General features: G+C 61.6%; 18 protein-coding genes. 8 read left to right on the top strand and 10 right to left on the bottom strand.

The genetic code is table 11. From position 1 onward, the window contains the following. Nucleotides 1-2: 2 nt before the first annotated feature. The 5 genes from ACQY1K_RS18110 to ACQY1K_RS18090 all read left to right on the top strand — a co-directional run bounded on the left by ACQY1K_RS18110 (nt 3) and on the right by ACQY1K_RS18090 (nt 6,999). Entirely contained in the window at nt 3-1,820 is a 1,818-nt protein-coding gene (locus tag ACQY1K_RS18110) for a dipeptide ABC transporter ATP-binding protein (protein WP_430260583.1), read from the top strand. 42 nt (nt 1,821-1,862) lie between these two features. Then, nucleotides 1,863-3,395: an ABC transporter substrate-binding protein gene (locus tag ACQY1K_RS18105; RefSeq protein ID WP_430249715.1), complete on the top strand. Its 1,533-nt coding sequence runs from the start codon at nt 1,863-1,865 to the stop codon at nt 3,393-3,395. A 67-nt stretch (nt 3,396-3,462) separates the two neighbouring features. Beyond that, nucleotides 3,463-4,386 (top strand): ABC transporter permease, encoded by a 924-nt coding sequence (locus ACQY1K_RS18100; protein WP_430260047.1) that lies wholly within the window; start codon nt 3,463-3,465, stop codon nt 4,384-4,386. A gap of 6 nt (nt 4,387-4,392) precedes the next feature. Next, nucleotides 4,393-5,241, top strand: a complete 849-nt coding sequence (locus ACQY1K_RS18095; protein WP_062459423.1) for an ABC transporter permease — start codon at nt 4,393-4,395, stop codon at nt 5,239-5,241. A 30-nt stretch (nt 5,242-5,271) separates the two neighbouring features. Further along, the gene (locus ACQY1K_RS18090; RefSeq protein WP_430260045.1) at nt 5,272-6,999 is read left to right on the top strand and encodes a M14 family metallopeptidase; all 1,728 of its coding nucleotides are present in this window, start codon (nt 5,272-5,274) and stop codon (nt 6,997-6,999) included. Nucleotides 7,000-7,023: 24 nt separating this feature from the next. Here the strand turns inward: ACQY1K_RS18090 and ACQY1K_RS18085 are convergent, their stop codons facing one another. The 5 genes from ACQY1K_RS18085 to ACQY1K_RS18065 all read right to left on the bottom strand — a co-directional run bounded on the left by ACQY1K_RS18085 (nt 7,024) and on the right by ACQY1K_RS18065 (nt 12,616). Further along, nucleotides 7,024-8,037, bottom strand: a complete 1,014-nt coding sequence (locus tag ACQY1K_RS18085) for a DUF4105 domain-containing protein (protein ID WP_430260043.1) — start codon at nt 8,035-8,037, stop codon at nt 7,024-7,026. A gap of 127 nt (nt 8,038-8,164) precedes the next feature. Further along, complete coding sequence (locus ACQY1K_RS18080) at nt 8,165-9,286, bottom strand: alpha/beta hydrolase (RefSeq protein ID WP_174197634.1); 1,122 nt, start codon at nt 9,284-9,286, stop codon at nt 8,165-8,167. A gap of 251 nt (nt 9,287-9,537) precedes the next feature. Beyond that, on the bottom strand, nt 9,538-10,551 hold the full coding sequence (locus ACQY1K_RS18075) for an NADP-dependent oxidoreductase (RefSeq protein WP_430260040.1): 1,014 nt from the start codon (nt 10,549-10,551) through the stop codon (nt 9,538-9,540). Nucleotides 10,552-10,634: 83 nt separating this feature from the next. Beyond that, nucleotides 10,635-11,927: a HAMP domain-containing sensor histidine kinase gene (locus tag ACQY1K_RS18070; protein WP_062578202.1), complete on the bottom strand. Its 1,293-nt coding sequence runs from the start codon at nt 11,925-11,927 to the stop codon at nt 10,635-10,637. A gap of 2 nt (nt 11,928-11,929) precedes the next feature. Then, nucleotides 11,930-12,616 (bottom strand): response regulator, encoded by a 687-nt coding sequence (locus ACQY1K_RS18065; protein WP_113111543.1) that lies wholly within the window; start codon nt 12,614-12,616, stop codon nt 11,930-11,932. 145 nt (nt 12,617-12,761) lie between these two features. Between ACQY1K_RS18065 and ACQY1K_RS18060 the strand changes: the two genes are divergently transcribed. Genes ACQY1K_RS18060 through ACQY1K_RS18050 form a run of 3 tightly spaced genes read left to right on the top strand, consistent with a single transcriptional unit; the run spans nt 12,762 to nt 18,381 of the window. Then, nucleotides 12,762-14,186 carry an efflux transporter outer membrane subunit gene (locus ACQY1K_RS18060; RefSeq protein ID WP_430260037.1) on the top strand — a complete coding sequence of 475 codons (1,425 nt, stop codon included), beginning with the start codon at nt 12,762-12,764 and terminating at the stop codon, nt 14,184-14,186. Further along, entirely contained in the window at nt 14,186-15,316 is a 1,131-nt protein-coding gene (locus ACQY1K_RS18055) for an efflux RND transporter periplasmic adaptor subunit (protein WP_430260035.1), read from the top strand. Before ACQY1K_RS18060 ends, ACQY1K_RS18055 begins: the two co-directional genes overlap by 1 nt. Then, complete coding sequence (locus ACQY1K_RS18050; RefSeq protein ID WP_430260033.1) at nt 15,313-18,381, top strand: efflux RND transporter permease subunit; 3,069 nt, start codon at nt 15,313-15,315, stop codon at nt 18,379-18,381. Before ACQY1K_RS18055 ends, ACQY1K_RS18050 begins: the two co-directional genes overlap by 4 nt. Nucleotides 18,382-18,465: 84 nt before the next feature. On the opposite strand, the gene ACQY1K_RS18045 is transcribed toward ACQY1K_RS18050, so the two are convergent. The 5 genes from ACQY1K_RS18045 to ACQY1K_RS18025 all read right to left on the bottom strand — a co-directional run bounded on the left by ACQY1K_RS18045 (nt 18,466) and on the right by ACQY1K_RS18025 (nt 23,288). Beyond that, on the bottom strand, nt 18,466-18,945 hold the full coding sequence (locus tag ACQY1K_RS18045; RefSeq protein ID WP_430260031.1) for a pyridoxamine 5'-phosphate oxidase family protein: 480 nt from the start codon (nt 18,943-18,945) through the stop codon (nt 18,466-18,468). A gap of 90 nt (nt 18,946-19,035) precedes the next feature. Next, nucleotides 19,036-20,367, bottom strand: a complete 1,332-nt coding sequence (hemN, locus tag ACQY1K_RS18040; RefSeq protein ID WP_430260029.1) for an oxygen-independent coproporphyrinogen III oxidase — start codon at nt 20,365-20,367, stop codon at nt 19,036-19,038. Then, nucleotides 20,364-20,522, bottom strand: a complete 159-nt coding sequence (gene cydX / locus ACQY1K_RS18035) for a cytochrome bd-I oxidase subunit CydX (protein ID WP_184655460.1) — start codon at nt 20,520-20,522, stop codon at nt 20,364-20,366. Before cydX ends, hemN begins: the two co-directional genes overlap by 4 nt. Before the next feature lie 12 nt (nt 20,523-20,534). Further along, nucleotides 20,535-21,683, bottom strand: coding sequence for a cytochrome d ubiquinol oxidase subunit II (cydB, locus tag ACQY1K_RS18030; protein ID WP_092663253.1), 1,149 nt, complete (start codon nt 21,681-21,683; stop codon nt 20,535-20,537). A gap of 24 nt (nt 21,684-21,707) precedes the next feature. Then, nucleotides 21,708-23,288: a cytochrome ubiquinol oxidase subunit I gene (locus ACQY1K_RS18025; RefSeq protein ID WP_430249983.1), complete on the bottom strand. Its 1,581-nt coding sequence runs from the start codon at nt 23,286-23,288 to the stop codon at nt 21,708-21,710. Nucleotides 23,289-23,342 lie beyond the last annotated feature (54 nt).

Raw genomic sequence — 23,342 nt, 5'->3', positions numbered from 1 at the left:
GCATGACCGAAAACAGCAAGCCGCTCCTGTCGGTCGAGGGCCTGAGCGTCGAATTCGGCGCAAGCCGCGTGGTCGACGACCTGTCGTTTACGGTCGAGGCCGGGCAAACCGTTGCCGTGGTCGGCGAGTCCGGTTCGGGCAAGTCGGTGACCTCGCTGTCGACCATGCGTCTCGCCGACATGATGGGTGCAAATTATGCATCCGGTCGCATCATGTTCAACGGCCGCGACCTGTTGCAAGCCAGCCAGAAAGAGATGCGTTCGGTCCGCGGCAAGGAGATCGCCATGATCTTTCAGGAGCCGATGACCTCGCTCAACCCGGTCTTCACCATCGGCGACCAGATCTGCGAAGTGCTTGTCCTGCACGAGAAGATGAGCAAGAGCGCGGCCCTGACTGAAGCCGGTCGGCTGCTCGACATGGTGCGCCTGCCCGATTCCGAAGAACTTCTGACCCGCTATCCGCATCAGCTTTCCGGTGGCATGCGCCAGCGGGTGATGATCGCGATGGCGCTTGCCTGCCGCCCGAAGCTGCTGATTGCCGACGAGCCGACGACTGCGCTTGATGTCACCATCCAGGCGCAGATCCTCAACATCATGCGCGATCTGCAGAAGACCCTCGGCATGGGCATGGTGTTCATCACCCATGACATGGGCGTCGTTGCCGAAATGGCAGACCATGTCGTCGTCATGTGGAAGGGTAAGAAAGTCGAGGAAGGCCCGGTTCGCGAGATCTTCGCCAACCCGCAGCACCCCTATACCCAGGCCCTGCTTTCCGCCGTGCCGAAGCTCGGCAGCATGACGGGAGAGGCTTTCCCCAAGCGTCTGCCGCTGACCATTTTGCAGGATGGCAAGCCAACCGTCGTCGGCGAGGAGCGTATCCAGGACACGGTCAAGAATGGCGCAACCCCGCTCCTGTCGGTCAAGGATCTCTACGTCCGCTTCGACATCAAGAAAAACCTGTTCGGCAAGGCCACCCATCGCTTGAGCGCCGTGCAGAAGGTGAGCTTCGACATCCATCCCGGCGAGACGCTGGCACTGGTTGGCGAAAGCGGTTCGGGCAAGTCGACCATCGGCCGGACGATCCAGCAGCTTCAGTCTGCCATGTCCGGCGACATCGCCTTCAACGGCCGAACCTTCTCGTCCATGTCGGCTGCCGAACGCTTCCGCCTGCGCCAGGATGTCCAGTACATCTTCCAGGACCCGTTCGCCTCGCTCGATCCGCGCAAGACCGTCGGCTTCTCAATTGCAGAGCCGATCAACACCCACAGCCTGATCTCCGATGCCAAGGCCGTCCGCCGCCGCGTCGACGAACTGCTGGAGCGTGTCGGCCTAACTTCCGATGTCGCGACCCGCTATCCGCACGAGTTTTCCGGCGGCCAGCGGCAGCGCGTCTGCATTGCCCGCGCGCTTGCCTCCGATCCGAAGCTGATCATTGCCGACGAGGCGCTGTCGGCGCTCGACGTGTCGATCCAGGCACAGATCATCAATCTGTTCATGGACCTGCAGGCCGAACGCGGTCTCGCCTACCTGTTCATCAGCCATGACATGGCCGTGGTCGAGAAGATGAGCCACCGCGTCGCGGTTCTGTTTCTCGGCCAGATCATGGAACTTGGCTCACGACGCCAGGTTTTCGAGACGCCTGCCCACGATTACACCCGTCGCCTTCTGTCCGCGGTACCGGTCGCCGATCCGACCGTTGCCCGCCAGTCGGCGATGATCGAGGGCGAAATTCCCAATCCGGTGAGGCGCGTCGGTGACGAGCCCGCCATCCTCGTGCACGAGGAAATCAATCCAGGCCACTTCGTCGCGAAGAGCGCCTGAAACCAGCGACACAATCGCAACCATCTGAAGAGGAACAGATCAATGACAACAATCAAACGGGGACTGAAGGCGACCGCAGTGGCGCTTGCGCTCTCGACTGCCTTTGCGTCGGCGCCTGCGTTCGCTGCCGGAAAGCTGACCATTTCGAGCCCGCAGGATCCGGGCAGCTGGGATCCGATCGATACGTTTCTCGTGCAGTGGGCAGCCGTTGCCACCAACATCTTCGACGGACTGACCTATCGTGGTCCGGACCTGAAGCTGGTTCCGGGTCTGGCTGAATCCTGGGAAGAACTCGACGAAGGCAAGCGCATCCGTTTCAAGCTGCGCCAGAACGTGAAGTTCCACAACGGCGAGCCCTTCAACGCAGCCGCCGTCAAGTTCACCTTCGAGCGCCTTCTCGGCGAACAGGGTGCCAAGGGTCCGCAGCGTTCGAACTACATCTCGATCGAGAGCATCGACGTCATCGACGACTATACGGTTGACCTGAAGCTCAAGGCTGCCGATCCGGTTCTTCTGACCAAGCTTGCCGGTTACGGCGCGATGATCGTTCCGCCGAAATACATCCAGGAAAAGGGTGAGGACAATTTCAACCTCAACCCGATCGGCACGGGCGCGTTCAAGTTCGTGTCCTACCAGCCCAAGGTCGACATCAAGCTCGAAGCCAATGCCGACTATTGGGGCGGCGCGCCGAAACTGTCGGAACTCCAGTTCCGATTTATCGCTGAGCCAGCAACCGCTGTTGCCGAACTGCAGGCTGGCCGCGTCGATCTGGTGATCCCGCCGACCATTCCGATCGGCATGCTGCCGGTCATCGAAGGCGACAACAAGCTGGAAATCGTTTCCGTTCCCGGCCCGACTGTCGACGCGCTGCGCTTCAACACCCGCGACGGCATCACTGCCGACCCAAAGGTGCGCAAGGCGATCATCATGGCTGTCGATCGCGCCACGATCGTCAAGTCGATCCTCGCCGGCCAGGCCTCCGAGATCACCAGCTTCCAGAGCGCGCTTTCCTTCGGCTTCGATCCGGACCTCAAGGCAATCCCTTACGATCCGGCCGGTGCCAAGAAGCTGCTTGCCGAAGCCGGCGTGAAGACGGGTGCGACGCTGCAGATCGATATCCGCGGCAATGATGCGACGATGAACGAAGTGGCGCAGGTCATTTCGAGCTACCTGTCGATGGTCGGTATCACCGCCACCATCAAGCCTTACGAAACCAACGTTCTGCTGAACGACATCATCCCGCAGGGCAAGACCGGCGCGATGTTCCAGCAGAAGTGGGGCGGCTGGACGTTCGACTACGACAACACCGCCTATTCGATGTACCACTCGGGCGAAAAGTGGAACCCGTACGATAAGGACGAAAAGCTGGACAAGCTGCTGGAATCGCAGCGTCCGCTGACCGACCGTGCGGCCCGCGAAAAGATCCTGCGGGAAGTCGGCGCCTATGCGTCGGAACGCGCGCTCGAACTGCCGCTCTACAACAGCAACGCCATCTTCGGCATCAACAAGCGGGTCAAGGGCTTCATCGCGCCCCCGGACAACCGCCTGAAGCTGACCGACGTCACCGTCGAATAGTCATCTGAAAAGCCACCCCGCCCGGGCCAACCCGGGCGGGGCCGAACTTCTCCTTAAGGACAACACAGTGGCCGGTTTCCTCATCAAGCGATTGCTACAGGCAATTTTCGTCGTCATCGCCATCACGCTCATCGTCTCGTTCGCCATTCGCCTGACCGGTGATCCGGCCGTCACGATGTTCCAGGGCGGCGGCAGCATGACGGAAGACGATCTGGCGCGCATTCGCGCAGCGCTCGGAACCGACCAGCCGTTCCTCGTCCAGTACTGGACGTTCATGAAGGGGCTGGTCACGCTCGATTTCGGCCGCAGCTTTTCCGGCGGCACGTCGGTCTCGATGCTGATCGGCAATGCCCTGCCGGCGACCCTGCTGCTCGCCTTTATCTCGATGTTCGTGTCGATCGCGCTTTCAATCCCGCTCGGCATCAAGGCTGCCACCTCGCGCGGCAAGGCTGCCGACCAGGCCATCCGCATCTTCTCGCTGATCGGCCTGTCGTTTCCGAATTTCTGGCTCGCCACCATGCTGGTCCTCTTGTTCTCCATCACGCTCGGCTGGCTGCCGCCAAGCGGCATGTCGGGCTTTTCGAGCTATGTCATGCCCGCCGTCACCATGGGCGTGATCCTGACCGCGACGAATGTGCGTCTTGTCCGCACCTCGATGCTGGAAACGCTGCAGTCGCAATACATCATGGTCGCGCGCGCCAAAGGCTTGAGCGAGAGCAAGGTTCTCTACAGGCACGCGCTGCGCAACTGCGCCATTCCGCTGATCACCTATTTCGGCCTGCAGTTCGGTGGCCTGCTCGGCGGCATCGTCGTCATCGAGCGTGTCTTCAACTGGCCGGGACTGGGCACGCTTGCCTTCGACGCCGTCGGCGCCCGCGACTTTCCCGTGCTTCAGGCCGTCATCACCGTTCTGTCGCTGATGATCGTCGGCATCAACCTTCTGGTCGACATCGCCTATGGCCTCGTCGATCCCCGCATCCGCACGGAGTAACCGGCAATGGCAACAAAAACCTCTAGCCGGTGGCGCTTCGCAAGCCTCGAATTCGTTCTCGGCATGTCCCTCACCGTCGTCATCTGCCTCGCAGTGCTGTTTTCCGACCTGCTGTTTCCGGGCGGCGCCGACAAGATCGACCTGATGGCGCGGCTCGCCAAACCCTTTGCGACCGCCGCTCACCCGTTCGGAACCGATCCGCTGGGCCGCGACGTGCTGGCGCGTGTCGTTGCCGGCGGAAAGATCTCGCTCCTGGTCGGCTTCACCTCCGTCATCGGCGCCGTCGTCTTCGGCGTGCTGGTAGGCCTGATCGCCGGCTATTACCGCGGTTTCTGGGACATGCTGGTGATGCGTTTTGCCGACCTGCAGCTCGCGATGCCGTTCATTCTGCTCGCTATCACATTCATCGCCATCGTCGGCGGAAGCCTGACCAACACGATCATCCTTCTGATTGTGTCGCAATGGGTGCAGTATGCCCGTCTGGTACGGGGCTCGGTGCTGACGCTGAGGGAGCGCGAGTTCGTCCTCTCGGCCCGCGCGATCGGGGTGAAGGACTGGCGCATCATCATCCAGCACCTGCTGCCGAACCTGATCGGACCGGTGATCGTTCTGATGACGCTCAATGTCGCCAACAACATTCTGCTCGAAAGCAGCCTGACCTTCCTCGGCCTCGGCGTCGATCCCACCATTCCAAGCTGGGGCGGCATGCTCGCCGATGGCCGAACCTATCTGCAGACTGCATGGTGGGTCAGCGTCTTCCCGGGTCTTGCGATCCTGCTCACGGTGCTCGGGCTCAACCTTCTCGGAGACTGGCTGCGCGACAGCCTCGATCCGACCGGCCGCACGTCCCGATAAGCAGCACGGCATTCACAAGGGTTAAGCATCATGACTTCGTTCTTTGAAACCAAACTGGAGCGTACGCTCGACACGCTGGTTGCAAGCGCGACGCCCGGGCAGTCCATCGAGGCCTGGACATTCGACGACACGACGAGCCGTCGTGCCGCCGAACAGGCGTTGAAGTACAAAGGTGTCACCGCCCGCATCCGCAGTGCCTACAAGCCGCTTCTGTTTGCGTTTCTGGAAGAGATCGACTGTCAAGGCGTCACAGCGATCGAGGTGCGTTATCCGGTTCATGCCGACGCCCCAGCCAACCGTTTCCGGCTCGAAGCCTATCCGCTTGCGGCACTTGTCGGAGACGCTGATATCGCGTTCATCGCGCGGGAAGATGACGAACTGGTCTATGACGTCGCGCTCACCCGCAACGGCCAGACGGAAACGCTGAAGGTTCAGGCACCGAACCGCGTGCATACCGATGCGGTCGGGGAAACCAATCTCTCCCCTACCGGCTGGATCAGCCGCGATGGCGCGACCGGCGAGCGCCTGAAAACGGATTACGAGCGCCTGTTCAGCCTCGCAATCGAGGCGATCGCAAACCACGACTGGGGCAACGAAGAACCCTATTTCGAAGAACTCAACATCGCCGTTTCCCATCCGGCGGAAGACATGCCGCTGGCGGTTGGCGACGAGGTCGTCAGCCTCCGCGAGGCCCTGCACGAGGATTTCTATTTCTCGCTGCTGGAATTCTTCCAGAAGAAATCCGGACGTCCGCTTGGCGACCGTGGCCTGAAGCCCGGCCAGATCGTGCCGGAGATGGTGCGCAGCAACGGCGAGATCAGCGTTCGTGTCGAGACCCGGCCGTTGAGCACAGGTTTTAGGGATGGCCCCGAACAGGAAATCGATACGGCCAGCGAACCACCGGCCGTTGCGCAGATGTCGAGACTGCTGTCGGACATCGGTGGAGAGGAATTCGATGCCCGGTCGCGCTCCGGCCGCGTTCTCTCGGCGCGATACGTCAGAGGCAGCGACACGGCGGTCATGATCAGCGGCGGCCAGCATCCGAACGAGACGACCGGCATTGTCGGCGCGATCCGCGCTGCCCGTGCGCTCAAGCAGCGTGCCGGCGCCCATTTCACCATCTCGCCGATCGAGAACCCGGATGGCTACGCGCTGCACCAGCGCCTGCGTGTCGGTAACCCGCGCCACATGCATCACGCCGCCCGCTACACGGCGCTCGGCGACGATCTCGAATACCGGACGTTGGAAAACTCCGGCGCGCATCTGAACGAAAAGGCAATCCGCTTCACGGCGCAGGAACTGAGCAAGGCCCAGCTGCATATCAACCTGCACGGCTATCCGTCGCATGAATGGACGCGGCCGCTCTCCGGCTACGTGCCGCGCGGTTTTGGCATGTGGACGCTGCCGAAGGGTTTCTTCCTGATCATGCGCCACCACGCCGGCTGGACGCAGCAGGCCGAAGCCATACTCGACCACGTCACCCGCCATCTCGGCGCAATTCCAGGCATTCTCGATTACAACAATCGCCAGATCGCACTCTACGAAACCCATGCCGGCGAGACGGGTTTCCGCATCATCAACGGCTTCCCGTGCCTGTCGTCCGTCGACGATCGCCATACCGTACCGCTGACGCTGATCACCGAATATCCTGACGAGACTATCTACGGCGACGATTTCGTCACGGGCCATACGGCGCAGATGGAGACGGTGATCTCGGCCTACGATGTCTGGCAGACGCTTAACGCCTGTACGGCGTAAGGTGACAGGCTCCCGGCGCTGCGTCTAGTTCGTTGCAGGCGGTTCGGTTACCCGATCTCGCCTGATCGCCTCTGAAAAGTCCTCGGACATGCCCGCCGCCTTGGCTTTCTCGGCAATATGGGACTGCTTCCTGAGCACCGCCATCGGGGACCCAGTGTCGAGGATGCCCTGATCGTAGGCGTATTCGGGTAGATAGCCGTTCACATACAGCCGCCAGTCGAGAGGGACCGTGCCTCCAAGCGTTCTGACGATGGCCACAACCGCAGTCGTGCAGTTCGTCATCAGCGAGTTGTACCACTGCGGCTGGCGGGACAGCTTGTTTGCATCCTCGACATAGGCGACCAGGAGGTTGCGTGCTGTCTGCGGCAAGACGTTCACCCGGTAGAGCTGGACGTCCTCGCCGCGCACGATCGTACGAACCCCGATAATATCCCGCTCCTCTGCCGCGACGATCACAAGCGGATTGCTCTTGAAGAGATCCGCGATCGGCGAAAACGCGCCGCCGCGCTGGCGACGAACCTCGACGGACCAGGCGACGTGCTCGCCATTCGAGAAGCCGAAGCTGACCAGCATGTGGCCCATCAGCGGTCCCGACCAGTAGGACATGAAGAGATCAACCGACGTCAGCGTTGTCAGATCATACGTCTTTGTTTCCCAGTTTTCGGTGAAATCGGTATCGCTTCTCCAGGTAAAGTCCCGCACACCGTTCAGGGTCAACGTGTTGCCCGAAATCGTTCCGGTGACCTGTCGCGCAACGTCCGGCGACCAGTCCCCTACCGCTGGGGGCGCGAGCGTGAACCACCACGAAAGCACGATCGCGAAGGCCACCGAGAACACGCCCGTTGGAGCCCGCCATCGGTGGCGGATCACAGAGACGATGGTCAAGACACCGAGAGCGGCAAACAGCGCAGCGAACACCGCTCTTGCCGGGAGCGGCAATGGCAGACGGTACCACAGTGCCAGCGATGACCACGCCGAGACGAGTAGAATGACGATAAAAACGCCCGTCAGGGCGAGGAAGTGGAATACTCGGCGCAAATCGGTGTCTCTCGGTTCAACACACGCAACATAGGGTGACAATCGACAAGTGCGACCACGCACGGACACAAGAATGAGAGAGAAAGATCAAGCATCCTTCCCTGGTCTATCGCCAGAAACCGCAAGCTCAGCGCCCGCCGACGACCGCGCCTGCCAATCTGAACGGACTTGAAATGACCGATGCCGCGACGTCGAAGACGAAGGCGCCCGCCTCCGGCACCGAAACCGCCCCGCCACCCGCCTGCGCAAGCTGCGGACCCAGTTGTGCGAGATTGGCGTACCGGTCGTGCCCGACCCCATCTGCTGCCTTGACCGACGAGATGTCGATGATCCGCAGACCATAGCGCAAGGCTGCGTCGCGCACCGAAGGGCTATCGACATTGAGCGATCCCGCGCGCGGTTTCTCGCCGCTGATGAAACTGGAGATCTTGAGCGCCTTGTCGTCCTTGGAAACAAACAGCGTGATGGGGGTACGCATCCGCCCAACGACCTCCAGCTGCGACCTGAACAGATCGTCGTCAATGTCTGGAGCCGCGAGCACGACGACCAACTTGTCGAGGACGTCGCCGCGGCCTTCAAGCTTCAGCTGGCGAAGCGTTTCCATGATCAGGAACCCGCCGATGCTATGCCCGAACAGGATGACCCGTTTCACATCGCGTTTGGCTGCCATCGATTTGACGAGCCAGACCAGGGTGTCACGCGAAGCCAGGGCCGCGTCACGATCCGCGAGATATCCGGCAAGGGATCCCTGCGACGGCCAGGAGAAAAGGACGGGTTTTCCATCCGTCTTGGAATCGGCGGCGACCTGCGCGAGCCGGTACAGACCCTCCTGGAACGTATAGTTATACCCGTGGACAAAGATGCCAACCGCCCCATCCTTGTTGGGCGCGTCCGCCAACGCCAGAAACTGTTTTTGGTCGAGAGAGCGTCTTTCGGAAACAACCATGTCCGTCGACGCGTCGGGTTTACCGACAGGCCATTCGATCTTCGGCGGGCGGTGCGAGGGCGGGATTGCGACCGTGAACGTTTCGAAGGCCGGATCTGCGTTACGGCGGGACGAGTATCCGTCGCCGTCCCGCGACCGGTTCGTCGCAGTAAGGACGGTAAGCTGACGGCTGGATGCCGGGTTAACCGCGACCGGATCGAGAACAGAGGCCGAAGGCCTGTTGGCACAGGCAACGAGCTGAGCGGACACGATCGCGATAATCGCAGCCGAGATCCATCGCCGCGTCAATACGGAATACTGCATCGTAACCAGCGACTTTCGAAAGGTGAATGGTGCCGGTTGATGCCACGAAATGTTGCCGAACTCAACTGGCTGAAACCCACGCTAAATTCGCCTGCACCACCTGGCCAGTCGACCGGAACGCGAGTGCATCATTCAAGCTGAAATTAGAGGGAGGCCTGGCTTTGAAGACCCCGGACGGTGCTGCCACGGTCCGGGGTCTAGTCTTTGTTACACACGGCGAATTCATGGCCGGATTAGGCTGCTTGAGCCAGTCAGTCAGCGATCTTCACGATCAGCTTTCCAAAATTGCCGCCGGTGAGCATGCCGATGAAAGCCTCGGGCGCACGTTCGAGGCCGTCAACGATATCTTCCCGATACTTTATGTCGCCGGACGCGACGCGCGGGCCGACCTCATCGAGGAAGTCTCCAAAGTGGCTGATGAATTCAGTCTGGATGAAGCCGCGGATGAGAAGGCTGCGCCTCAGAACCGCCGACATGGTGATCGGAAGCCTGTCCGTTTCCGCAGATCCGGCGCCATTGTAGTGCGCGACAAGCCCGCAGACGGGGACACGGGCAAACTGGTTCAGCAGCGGCAGGACGGCGTCCCAAACGTGCCCGCCGACATTTTCGAAATAGACATCGACGCCGTCAGGGCATGCAGCAGCGAGATCGGACGCAAAATCTTTCGAGCGGTGATCGACAACGGCGTCAAAGCCGAGGCCATCTTTCACATACGCACATTTGTCCGGTCCGCCGGCAATCCCGACTGCCCTCGCCCCGGCAAGTTTCGCAAGCTGGCCGACCAGCGAACCGACAGGCCCGGAGGCAGCGGCGACAACGACGGTCTCGCCTTGCTTCGGCTTCCCGATGAACTTCATTCCGCTCCAGGCGGTCGAGCCGGGCATTCCCAGCACGCCGAGTGCCGTCGTCAGCGTTGCGCCGTGCGTTTCGACACGAGTCAGGGTATCTCCGTGGACAACCGCATTGGTCGTCCATCCGGTCCGAGCACGAACGATATCGCCGGGCGAAAAGGCTGTGTGGCGAGACTTCACCACTTCGCAGATCGTTTCGCCTTCCATAACGCCATCAATGGGAACGGGCGTTGCATAAGACTTTGCGTCGCTCATGCGACCGCGCATGTAAGGGTCGAGCGAAAGATAGAGGCATCGCAAGGTGACCTCTCCTTCTGCTGCTTCCGGGAGTTCGAAATTCTCGATGCGGAAATTCTCAGCCTCGGGCTGACCGGTCGGTCGGCTTGCCAAGACGATGCGGCGAATGGCGGTCATCCTGTGTGTCTCCTTGTCGTTGTCGACTCCCGGGTGAAGTAGTCGGCGGCACCGATTTGCCAAGGCCGAACCGCGATGGGCGATTAATTTGCTGCCACAAGCTTTCGTGGGGCAGCACAGGTCGGAATTGTGATTTGGACGGACAGACCACCGGCCGGTCTGTTTTCTGCCTTTGCGCCCCCGCCGTGCCATTCCGCCGCACGCCGGGTAATGGCAAGCCCAAGGCCGAAGCCGGAACGGGTGGTGACGGTTGAACTTTGCGAAAACGGCTTGAAGATCGCCTCCAGTTCCGTCTCCGGCACACCCTCGCCGTCGTCCTCGACGGTCACGATCAGCTTCCGGTCCAAGACCTTGGACGTCACACGGACAGCGGTGCTTGGTCCCGTGTGGGTAATGGCGTTGCGGATCACATTTTCCAGCGCGCGGTAGATCAGCTCGCCGTTGACGGAAGCCACGAATGTGTCGACGCCCTCATACTGGACGGTTACCCCGCGTGCCTGTCCCTCGAAGCCGGCATCGTCCACAATCTCACGCAGGAGATCGACAAGGTCGAGCGTCTGCCGCTCGAACCTCGGTGTATCGCGATCCGACAGCCGGGCGAGAGTGAGGATTTCGCCGACCAGTTCGTCGAGCCGCTCGACCTCGCGGCTCATCCGCTCGATCATCACCGCCAGCCGTACGGGGTTCTGTTGCAAAACGCCGATAGCAGCTTGCAGACGCGATAAAGGCGAGCGCAGTTCGTGCGAAATATCGTGGAACAGCTGCTGCTGAGCCATCTGGAGCTCCTGCAACCGGGCAGCGGTGATATCCAGATCGTGCGCCAGCGACGCGATCTCGTCGCGTTTGGCGCCGATCTTGTGGGCGATCCGCACGTCCAGTTCTCCCCTGGCAAGCGAGCGCAGCCCATAGCGCAGCTGCTCGACCGGGGTAATGAAATAGCGGGCGAGCCAATAGGCCGCAGCTGCTGCCGCAAGAAGTGCTGCCAGCCACGGAACAGCCCGAGGCCAGGTTTTAGCCATCATGCTCGGCGCTGCGCCGGCAATTTCCAGGCGATAACACTCTCCGTCGCGCACGGCGGTTCGAACGAGCGCCTCCTCGTTTTGCTCGGCACAATCGATCGCCGGCCCGTCGGTCGTGACGGTGACCGGGATGTCGCGACCGGTCCGCCGAACCGCCGCCACCAGCCTGGCCGTAGCCTCCAGGCCATCCGACTGGAGCACCTGGGCTGCGGTCTCCAGCGTCAGGCTAAGTTCCCGGCCAGCAACCTCCTCCTCGAACGGTGATTGGAACAGCGTGCTGATCGCAAACAGGATCGCAATCGAGCCGGCCATGGCCAACCAGACGACGGTGAAGAATTTCCAGAACAGGCGATGCATGGTCAGCCTTCCAGCAACTGGTAGCCGCGGCCGCGAACGGCCTGGATCCAGGGCTGCCCATCCGGGCGGGCGCCAAGTTTCTGCCGGATGCTGCTGATGTGGACGTCGATCCGGCGATCGAACGCGGTGAGCGGCTTGGCAAACGCCCGCAACGATATCTCCTGCTTGGAGACGAGCTGGCCGGAGGAGCGGGCAAGCACTTCCAGCAGGCTGAACTCGGTTCCGGTCAGTTCCAGGGGTGCCGCCCGCCACATCGCCCTGCGGTTCGACGGATAAAGCACCAGTTCACCCGTCCTGATCTCGTTGACGGTGCCGTCCCGCTCGGTTCGGCCCGAGCGGCGCAGGATGGCGCGAATGCGCGCGGCGAGTTCCCCCGGCGAACAGGGCTTTGAGACGTAATCGTCTGCGCCGAGATTGAGGCCGGCGATGCGGTCGATATCGTCTCCCCGCGCCGTCAGCATCAGCACCGGCACGTCGCTCACCTGCCGGATCTTGCGGAGAACCTCGATGCCGTTCATCCGCGGCATCATGATGTCGAGCACGATCAGATCGGTCGAGGAGGACATGGCCTCGGCCACGCCGACGCGACCATCCGCGGTCGTTTCGACGGCGAAACCTTCCTCTGTCAGATACTCGCCCAGCAGGTTGGTCAGCTCGGCATCGTCATCGATCAATAGTAGCTTGTTCATGCCCTGCTCTTGCTCCTTCGATAACTTCAGCTTTACGACCTTGAGGCTGCGAAGACAGCAGTTTTACCTAACTTAACCTGCTCTTGACCGACATTAACATGGCTATCCCTATACTGCGGCCTTCAGTTAAGGCGGTGTCCAATCGATGCGCAGCACTCTTTCTTCAGTTCTACCAGTCCTGGCCGTCGCGGCCCTGCTTAGCGGCTGCACGAGCATCGGCACTCTCAAGCCGGCGACGCCGGCTGTTGCCGCCTTCTGGCATGCAACGCTTCCGCATCGCGGTCGAACAGCCGATCTCGTGACCTGGTGGGCAAGCTTCAAGGATCCCTCGCTGGATGCCTTGTTGTACATGGCGGACCGCGAAAACCCGACTATCGAGCAGGCGGTGGCAAATATAGACAAGGCGCGCGCTACGCTCGACAGCACCGCGTCAGGGCTTTTCCCATCGCTCGACGGCTCTGCATCGGCAAGCCGTGAGGGCAATAAGGGTAACGACAATAACAGGCTGACCGCCGGGACGACAAAGAGCGGCGGGCTTGATTCCGCCTGGGAAGTCGATCTGTTCGGCAAGACCAAGAAGCAGGTGCGCGCCGCTGCATCGCGGGCCGCTGGCGAAGTCTGGTCCTGGCATGATGCCCGCGTTTCGATTGCCGCCGAAGTGGGCGACGACTATGTCCAGTACCGCGCCTGCCGCGAACTGGAGCGCCTCTACCGCGACGAGCTCGCATCGCAGACGGCCACCATCCGCGCCACGGAACGGTCGGCACAGTCAGGCTTTACGTCCACAGCTGACCTGGCGCTGGCACGGGCAAGCGCTGCTGCCTCCTCGTCAAGCCTGACGGCCCAACGCGGCGAGTGCGAGATTTTGATCAAATCGATCACACAATTGACGGGCGGAGACGAACCGGCGGTCCGCCGGCTACTCGATCAGGGCAAACGGCGTATTCCGCAGCCATCTGCGGTGCGGATCACTGCCGTGCCTGCCGACGTCCTGCGACAGAGGCCCGACGTCAATGCGCTGGAGGCTGAAGTCGCCGCAACGATTTCGGACGTCGGCGCGGCGAAGGCCGATCTTTACCCCAGCCTCAGCCTCAGCGGATCAATCTCGATCAGCCAGTCCAGCGTGACCGGCCGGTCCGTTCCCTGGTCCTTCGGACCGGCGCTGTCGGTGCCGTTGCTGGATGGCGGTGCACGACGGGCGGCTGTGCGCAGTGCGGTTGCCGACTACGATATCGCGGTTGCGAACTATATGTCTGGCGTGCTTGGCGCCGTTGCCGAAGTCGAGACGGCGCTGTTGCGGGTCGACACGGCGCTGCGGCGGATTGCCGACGCAAAAAGCGCTGCCGACAACTATCAGCGCTATTTTCGCGCGGTCGACCAGAACTGGGCGTCCGGAGGCGTCAGCATTCTCGACCGCGAAGAAGCCCGCCGATCGGCGCAATCGGCGGCCATCACTCTCATCGAAATCAGGCGCGACGCCGTCCAATACTGGATCGCCCTCTACAAAGCGCTTGGCGGAGGCTGGTCCATTCCGACCGCCGCTGCCTCTTCTGCACGGGAACTCAACTAATGCTTAAAACATCACACCCGCTCACGACGATGGCGCTTGCCTGCGTCGTCTGTCTTGCTTTCACCCCGGCAGGCCGGGCACAGGACGCGACGCAGACGACCGCCGGCGCGGCCGCCCTCACTGTCAGCGTCACGAAACCCGAGGTTTCCCAGTGGCCGGTGCTCATTCCGGCAAGCGGGCGGCTTGCGGCCTGGCATGAAGCGGTGATCTCCGCCGAAGTCAGCGGATTGCGGATCATCGGCATCAATGCGGATGTGGGAGCGACGGTAAAAAAAGGCGAGTTGCTGGTGCAATTCGACGCCGAAACCGCTCAGGCCGAGCTCGAGCAACAGCAGGCAAGCGTCGAGCAGGCAAAGGCCGATCTCGATCAGGCGGTCGCGAATGCCGACCGTGCCCGCGGGCTGACCGGCTCCGGTGCGATCTCCGCCCAGCAGACGACGGAGTATCTGATCACGGAGCGCAAGTCGAAAGCAGCCCTTGCGTCGTCGAAGGCCGCGCTGGCATCCGCGCAGCTGACCCTTGACCGCACGAAGGTCTACGCGAACGACGATGGCGTGATCTCTGAACGGTCCGCGTCGCTTGGGAAAGTGGTGACCGCCGGCGACGAACTGTTCAAGCTGATCCGCCAGAATCGCATCGAGTGGCAGGCGGAGCTGCCGGTCAAGCGGCTGGCCGATGTCAAGGAAGGCACCAAAGCGGTCATCCCAACGCCGCTCGGCGATGTCCGTGGCGAGGTGCGGCTTGTCTCGCCCACGAGCTCGACCGCCAACGGTCGGGTCACTGTCTATGTCGCCCTGCAGCCCGCAGTCGGAATGCCACAACCGAAGACCGGCATTCTCGTCAGCGGCAATTTCGAATTCAGCGCCACCGATGCGCTGACAGTTCCGGCAACGGCCGTCACCCTGAGGGACGGCTTTTCCTACGCGTTCGTCCTCAACGCGACAGATCAGCCGACGGTAACCCGCAAGCGTGTCGAGACCGGCCGGCGGCAAGGCGACCGGGTCGAGATCGTATCGGGGATCGACACGACCGAGGAAGTCGTCGTCTCCGGCGGCGCGTTTCTTGCGGACGGTTCCGTGGTGCGGGTGGTCGATACGGTCGCCGAAGCCGAGACGGAGGCGATGAAGTGAATTTCTCCTCCTGGTCCATCCGCAATCCCGTTCCGCCGATCCTGCTGTTCGTCCTGATGACGGCCTGCGGCCTGTGGGCGTTTAACCGTCTCGACATCCAGAACTTTCCCGACATGGATCTTCCGACGATCGAGATCAGTGCGTCGCTCGACGGGGCCGCCGCCTCACAGCTTGAGACCGAGGTCGCGCGCAAGATCGAAGACGAACTGACGGGCCTGACGCGGCTCGATTCCGTGACCACGACGGTTACCGATGGCTCCGTCAGCATTTCCGTCGCCTTCGAAGTCGGAAAGAACACGCAAGAGGCACTGGACGAGGTAAAGAGCGCCGTCGATCAGGCGCAGGACGACCTGCCGGAAGAAATGAACGCACCGACGGTTTCCAAACAGTCGCTGAACGCGTCGCCGCTGATTACCTATGTGGTGCGGTCAGACACGCTGGATGCGGCGGAACTCTCCTGGTTCATCGACAACAATATGTCGCGTGCCCTGATGGCTGTCGAAGGCGTCGGCGAAGTTGGGCGCCTGGGTGGTGTCGACCGGGAGGTCCGCGTCGAACTCAACGCCAATCTGCTCGATGGCCTCGGTCTGTCTGCAAACGACGTCAACGGGCAGCTCGATTCAGTGCAGTCTGACCTGTCGGGCGGCAAGGGGCGGATCGGCGGCGAAAGCCAGTCTGTCCGAACGCTGGCGGCCGTCGGCAGCGTTGAACAGCTCCGCGCACTGCCGATACCATTGCCGGCGGGAAACTGGGTTCGGCTGGACGAACTCGGCACGGTCACCGATTCCCACAGCGATCTCAGCTCGCTTGCCTATATCAACGGCAAGCCGGTCATTGCAGCGCAGATCAAGCGGTCCAAGGGCTACTCGGACGTTGCCGTCACGGACAGTATCCGCGAACAGATGAAGTCGTTCGCGGCAGAAAATCCGCAAGTGACGATCGAGGAGGCCTACAACACGATCGTACCAATCGAGCAGAACTACGAATCGTCGATGCATATGGTCTATGAGGGCGCGCTGATTGCAATCTTCGTGGTCTGGCTCTTCCTGCGTGACTGGCGGGCGACGCTTTTGGCCGCTGTTGCCTTGCCCTTGTCGATCATCCCGACGTTCCTCGTGATGTATCTCCTCGACTATACACTGAACACGATCACGCTTCTGGCGCTGTCTCTTGTGGTCGGGATCCTGGTCGACGATGCGATCGTCGAGATCGAGAATATCGAACGACATCTCAACATGGGGAAAAGCCCCATGGATGCAGCCATGGAAGCGGCCGATGAGATCGGCCTCGCCGTGATCGCCACCACCTTCACCCTGGTCGCCGTGTTCCTGCCGACAGCCTTCATGGGCGGTATTCCCGGCATCATCTTCAAGCAGTTCGGCATCACGGCCTCCGTCGCCGTCCTCGCCTCGCTTCTCGTCGCGCGCCTGGTGACGCCGATGATGGCGGCTTACATTATGAAGCCGAGCGGCAAGGCACACGAAGAGGACGGTCGCCTGATGCGATCCTACCTCTGGGCCGTCAAAGGCGCGCTTCGTCGGCGCTGGATACCGGTGCTCGGTACAGTCGGATTTCTGGCGTTCACGATCCTGCTTCTCAGCCATCTCTCGACCGGGTTCTTTCCAGCTTCCGATAGCAGCCAGACCCAGGTCACGATCACGACGCCTCCGAGCTCCACAATTGAATCGACCGACGAAGCGGCGCGAAAGGCGTCCGCGGTCATTGCCGGCGTCGACCACGTTACCTCGGTTTTCCAGGCAACGGGCACGGCCTCCACGGGCGGGATGAACAGCACCTCGAATGCCAGCACCAACAGTGCGACGCTCGTCGTCAACCTCACGTCGATCGACGACCGTGACGTCAAGCAATCTCAGATCGAAGCGGATTTGCGCAAGGCGCTGGAAACCTTGCCCGGCGTCCGTCTTGAGATCGGATCCGGCGGCAATGGTACGCAGCTGACGCTGACGCTGGCCGGCGACGATTCCGACCTTCTGGAAAAAGCGGCCGCCAGCCTCGAGTCCGACCTGCGCACGCTGCCCGGCATCGGCAACGTGACCTCGTCGGCCGCGACCCAATCGCCGGAGATCACCATCCGCCCTAATCTCGCGGAAGCCGCATCTCTGGGTGTGACCTCGAAGGCGATCGCCGACGCCATTCGGGTCGCAACGGCCGGCGCCTATGATGCGGCCCTGTCGAAGCTCAACCTGCCGGAACGCCAGGTCCCCATCCGGGTCATGCTCGACACGGCGAGCCGGCAATCGCTGGATGCACTGTCGCTCATCCCGGTCGAGGGCAAGGACGGCAATGTCGCGCTCGGCGCCATCGCCGACATATCGCTAGGCTCTAGCCCCAGCCAGATCGACCGGCTCGACCGGTCGCGCAACGTCTCGCTCACGATCGAGCTCAACGGCCGGAGCCTTTCGGAAGTGACGAACGAGGCAGCGCAGCTGCCCGGCTACAAGAACCTTCCGCAGGGCGTGAAATTCGTCGAGCAGGGAGAGTTGAAGCGCCAGAGCGAGCTGTTCAGCAGTTTCGGATTGGCGATGGCGATCGGCATCTTCTGCGTCTACGCTGTGCTGGTCCTGCTTTTCCATGACTTCCTGCAGCCGGTCACGATCCTGATGGCCTTGCCGCTGGCTCTCGGCGGCGCGCTCTTGCCACTGGTGCTGACGGGAACAAGCTTCTCGATGCCTGCGGTCATCGGCCTGCTGCTTCTGATGGGCATCGTGTCGAAAAACTCGATCCTGCTCGTCGAATACGCGATCGAGGCGCGGCGCGCCGGTATGTCACGCTACGACGCGCTGGTGGATGCCTGCCACAAGCGGGCGCGGCCGATCGTGATGACGACGATCGCCATGGCCGGCGGTATGCTACCCGCCGCCCTCAGCCTCGTATCCGGCGATTCAAGCTTCCGCCAGCCGATGGGCATCGTGGTGATCGGCGGCCTCATCACCTCAACCTTCCTGAGCTTGCTGGTCATCCCAGTCGTGTTCACATTCCTGGATGATCTGTTGGTCTGGCTGAAGGGACGGTTCCACTCGCGCAAGCAGCACGCCACGGAGTAGCGTGCGTATAGTCTGGCGGCAGTCGAAGCCGGAGGGCTTCGATGTCGCCCGGCTGCGCGTGAGCCGGGCGCGACATCGCGCGCATCAATGCGGATGCATGCCGGACATACGTCCGATGTCGCTCGGAAGATATGCCTCTCTCCCCGAGACGCTTTCGATCCGAATTCCATAATAGACAGGTTTGTTTTCCACCCCTGCCGCTGCTGTTTTCAGTCCTCCGGGCAGCCAATAGGTTGCATTGCTGGCCTGTAGGAGAGACCATGCGCGCGCATATTTCGGCCATTCGGCAGCCTGATCGAATTCCTTGAACTGACCATTCGCGATCACGGTTCGCCATTGTTGTGGACTGGAGATTTCGTCTGCCAGAATGCAGACGGAGTTATTCTCACGCATCCACGAGATCTTCTTGCCCTCGAGCGAAAAGCTGTAGAACCAGTCGTCCTCAATGATGAAAGAAATCGGAACCGTGTACGGGCGGCCTTCGAGGACGCAGGACAATCTCCCCATCCGGGTTTTTGAAAGGAATGCTATGCACTCCTGATAATCAAGTTCTCTTATATTCATCCCGTCTGCCTTTCGTGAGGGCGCGCTTTCCGCTCCTCAAGCCGAAATCCTCAAATTCATTATGTCAGTGATGACGTTCAGTGGTGACGTTCATACGCTCGGGCTGAACAGATTTTGCCCCTGGCTTCTGAACCGGTCAAAGATCGCCGAAACAGTGCGAACATAGGGTCTCCCCTTTGCCGTCATCGAGATGCGGTTCGCCCGCACCGTCAACAGACCGCTCAGAGCGAACGGTCGCAGCAAGGCCAGTTCGTCGGCATAACCGGCGGCATTCTGTCCCAGATCGACGGAGAAATCGCACATCAGGCGTTCGATGATTGTCGCGCGTTCATGATCGTCCTCGACAAAGGCGTGGCCGCGTCGCGTGGGTAGAGACCCCTCCGCGATATGGCGTTTGTAAGCCTCGATACCGGATTCCGACTGCGTGTAGCCACCGGGGAGCCGCGAGATGGAAGAGCACCCGAACCCCAGCAGGGTCGGGCGATCGTCGTCCGTGTAGCCTTGGAAATTGCGGTGGAGCCGACCTTCTCTTGCGGCAGCCGCCAGTCGATCGGAAGGCTTGGCAAAATGATCGATGCCGATCGCCTGATAGCCCTCGCGGATGAAGAAAGACGCGATCGCGCTTGCCTGCTGCAAACGCTCGATGGGTCCAGGAAGCGATGCGCTATCGATCAGGCGCTGGTTGGCCCTTCGTGATGGTAGATGGGCGTATCCATAAAAGGCGATGCGATCCGGATTAAGGTCCAAGACGGAACGGCAGGTGGTCAGCAAGCTTTCCTGGGTTTGGTTCGGAAGACCATAGATCAAATCGAAATTGATGCGTGAAATGCCGGCGTCGCGCAGGTCGCGGACGGCGGCGGCAACCTTTTCTTCCGGCTGCTCCCGCCCGATCGCCTGTTGCACAACGGTGTCGAGATCCTGGACGCCGAGACTGGCGCGGTTGATCCCGAGCCGGCCGAGCGCTTGGCAGAGATCGCGCCCGAGCATCCGCGGGTCGAGTTCGATCGAATGCTCGTAGTCGTCTTCCAAGTCGAAATGCTTCTTGAGCATACCGAGAACGGAGCTCAAGCCTGCCTCGCCCAGAATGGAGGGCGTGCCGCCGCCCCAGGCGATGCGACCGATCTTCAGCCGGGCTGGCAGGTGAGCGGCAACCAGCGCGATCTCTGCCTCCAGCGTGGTCCGGTAGTCCTCGACCGGCTCGGCCTTCCGAACCGCCTTGGCATGGCAACCGCAATAGTGGCAAAGCTGCCGGCAATAGGGAACGTGCAGATAGACAGAGACCGGTTCGGCCGGATCAAGTTGGCCGAGCCAGGCGGCCTGTTCCTTGGGCCCCACCGCCTCGCTAAAATCCGCGGCGGTGGGGTAGGATGTGTATCGTGGAACCGGCATTTCCGCGAGACGCTCAACCAAATCCGGTTTCATGCGGCCGGATCTCCGAGGGAGCTGCGTTTTGGCTTGTTTGAGGGGTCCGGAAGCGCCGAGAGGCGCCGGTCTTCCTTCATCTCGAACCACATGGCGTTGAGGATGGCAAAGACGCAGGCGAGGCCGACGCCGAGGATCCAGGAAAAATACCACATGAATGATCTCCTTCAGTAAGCGTTCGGATTGCGACCGATCGAAGCCGCGTTCACTGGACCGCGCATCACGTGGTAGACCCAGGCCGTGTAGGCGAGCACGATCGGCAGGAAGACGACGGTCGCCAGCAGCATGATGAACAGGGTGAGGTGGCTGGATGACGCGTCCCAGACCGTCAGGCTCACGGCCGGATCGATCGACGACGGCAGCAGAAAGGGGAAGAGCGACAGGCCGGCGGTCGAGATGATGCCAAAGATGGCAAGGCTCGATCCAGCGAGTGCGATCTTGAACCGACGGCTGCCGAGTCCTGCCAGGGCGACGAGCGACCCGACGAAGCCGAGAACCGGCGCAATGATCATCCAGGGATATGCATGGTAGTTGTTGAGCCATGCTCCAGCCTGCGTGACGACGGTTTTCGCCAGCGGATTGGATGGACCTGCAGCTTCCTGAATACTGGTGACGACATAGCCGTCCATGCCGAAGGCGACCCACAAGCCGGCGAGCGCGAACAGGGCGACGGTGGCTGCGGCCGCCATCCGGCCAAAGCGCGTCGCGCGTTCGGCGACCGGCCCCGAGCAGCGCATGGCAATGACCACGGCTCCGTGCATGACCAGCATCGACAGGCTGGTGAGGCCAGCGACCAGGGCAAATGGCCGAAGAAGACCGAAGAAATTCCCGTCGTAATGGGCCCTCATCGTGCCATCGAGGCCGAAAGGTACGCCGAGCAGCACGTTGCCGACCGCGACACCGAAGATCAGCGCCGGCACGAAACCGCCGATGAACAGCGCCCAGTCCCAGGTGCTTCTCCAGCGCGGATCCTTGACCTTGCCGCGGAACTTGAAACCGACCGGCCGGAGGATGAGGGCCAGCAGGATGGCGATCATGGCAAGGTAGAAGCCGGAGAAAGAAGCCGCGTAGAGCGCCGGCCAGGCGGCAAAGATGGCGCCGCCGCCCAGAACGAGCCAGACCTGGTTCCCTTCCCAGGTCGGCCCAATCAGGTTGAGCAGGATGCGCCGCTCCTCGTCCGTCTTGGCCGCAAATGGCAGGAGGGCGCCAACGCCGAGATCGTAGCCGTCGGCGATGGCAAAGCCGATCAGGAGGACGCCGAGCAGCAACCACCAGATGATCCGCAATGTTTCATAATCGAGAGGTAAATGGGACATGGACCTTGCTTTCGAATGAGAGGGTCAGCGTTGCGGCGCAGCGGCGGCGCGTTCGGGAACCACTGCCGATCCGCGAATGCCGTCGATCAGCACGTTTCTTTCGCTCGGACCGGCCTTGATGATTTTGAGCATCAGCAGAACCATGATGACGGCAAGCGTCGTGTAGACCGTGAGGAAGAAGCCGAGGCTGATCGCCAGATCCACGAGGGTTAGGCCCGACGCGGCATAGAAAGTCGGCAGCACTCCCTCGACCACCCAGGGCTGACGCCCGTATTCGGCAACGAGCCAGCCGAATTCGATGGCAACCCATGGCAGCGGCAGACTGAACAGGGCGATCCACAGAAGCACGCGGTTTTCACCAAGCCTGTGGCGGGAGGCCAGATAGAAAGCCACCGCGAAGAAGACGATCAGGTAAATGCCGATCGCAACCATGAACCGGAAGCTCCAGAACAGCGTCGGCACGTCCGGCACCGTATCCCAGGCGGCCTTTTCGATCTGCTCGTCGGTCGCCGCCGGCACGTCATCGACGTAACGCTTCAACAGGAGTGCATAACCGAGGTCATGCCAGGTATCGGCAAAGGTCTGGCGGGCAGCAGCATTGTTGCGGTCGGCACGAATCTGGTCCAGCGCCGCATAGGCGGTCATGCCGTTGCGGATGCGAACTTCCGCACGCTCGACCAGCGGCAGGATGCCGGGCACCTCGGTGGAGAGTGACCGCGTGGTGATGAGGCCAAGGACGTAAGGGATTTTCACCTCATAGCTGTTCTCGCGGACGCCCGGGATGGCAAAGACATTGAGGCCGGCAGGTGCCGGTTCTGTTTCCCACATGCTTTCCATCGCAGCGATCTTCATCTGCTGGTGCTCGGTCGCCACATAGCCGCTCTCGTCACCAAGGACGACGACGGAAAGAGCCGAGGCGAGGCCGAAGCTCGCAGCGACCGCCATCGACCGCTTGGCTAGATCCAGATGGCGTCCCCGCAGCAGGAACCAGGCGCTGATCGCCATGACGAACATGGAGCCGGTGACATAGCCGGCGCTGACCGTGTGGACGAACTTTGCCTGCGCCACGGGATTAAAGATGACAGCGGCGAAATCGGTGATTTCCATGCGCATGGTATCGGGATTGAAGGTCGAGCCGACGGGGTTCTGCATCCAGCCGTTGGCGATCAGGATCCACAGGGCCGAGAAGTTGGCGCCGAGCGCCACGAGCCAGGTCACGGCCAGATGGCCGACTTTGGAAAGCCTGTCCCAGCCAAAGAAGAAGATGCCGATAAACGTGGCTTCCAGGAAGAAGGCCATCAGGCCCTCGATCGCCAGGGGCGCCCCGAAGATATCGCCGACATAGTGGCTGTAATAGCTCCAGTTCATGCCGAACTGGAACTCCATGACGATGCCGGTTGCGACGCCCAGCGCAAAGTTGATGCCGAACAGCGTGCCCCAGAAAAGTGTCATGCGCCGCCAGATTTCGCGCCCGGTCATCACATAGACGCTTTCCATAATGGCCATCAGGAAGGACAGCCCCAAGGTCAGCGGAACAAAGAGGAAGTGGTACATTGCCGTCGCCGCGAACTGCAGTCGCGAAAGGTCGACAACCGTAAAGTCGATCATGTGTCTACCCGCCTGTTTTCAGGTTTTCCGGTTCGAAATCCCCGGTCTGAA

Origin of the sequence: Neorhizobium sp. IRS_2294, assembly GCF_050500145.1 — a bacterium.
In the GTDB taxonomy this organism is placed as follows: Bacteria; Pseudomonadota; Alphaproteobacteria; order Rhizobiales; family Rhizobiaceae; genus Neorhizobium; species Neorhizobium soli.
Note: the sequence above shows the minus strand (reverse complement) of the source record. Positions and strands in the feature narration are given on the sequence as shown.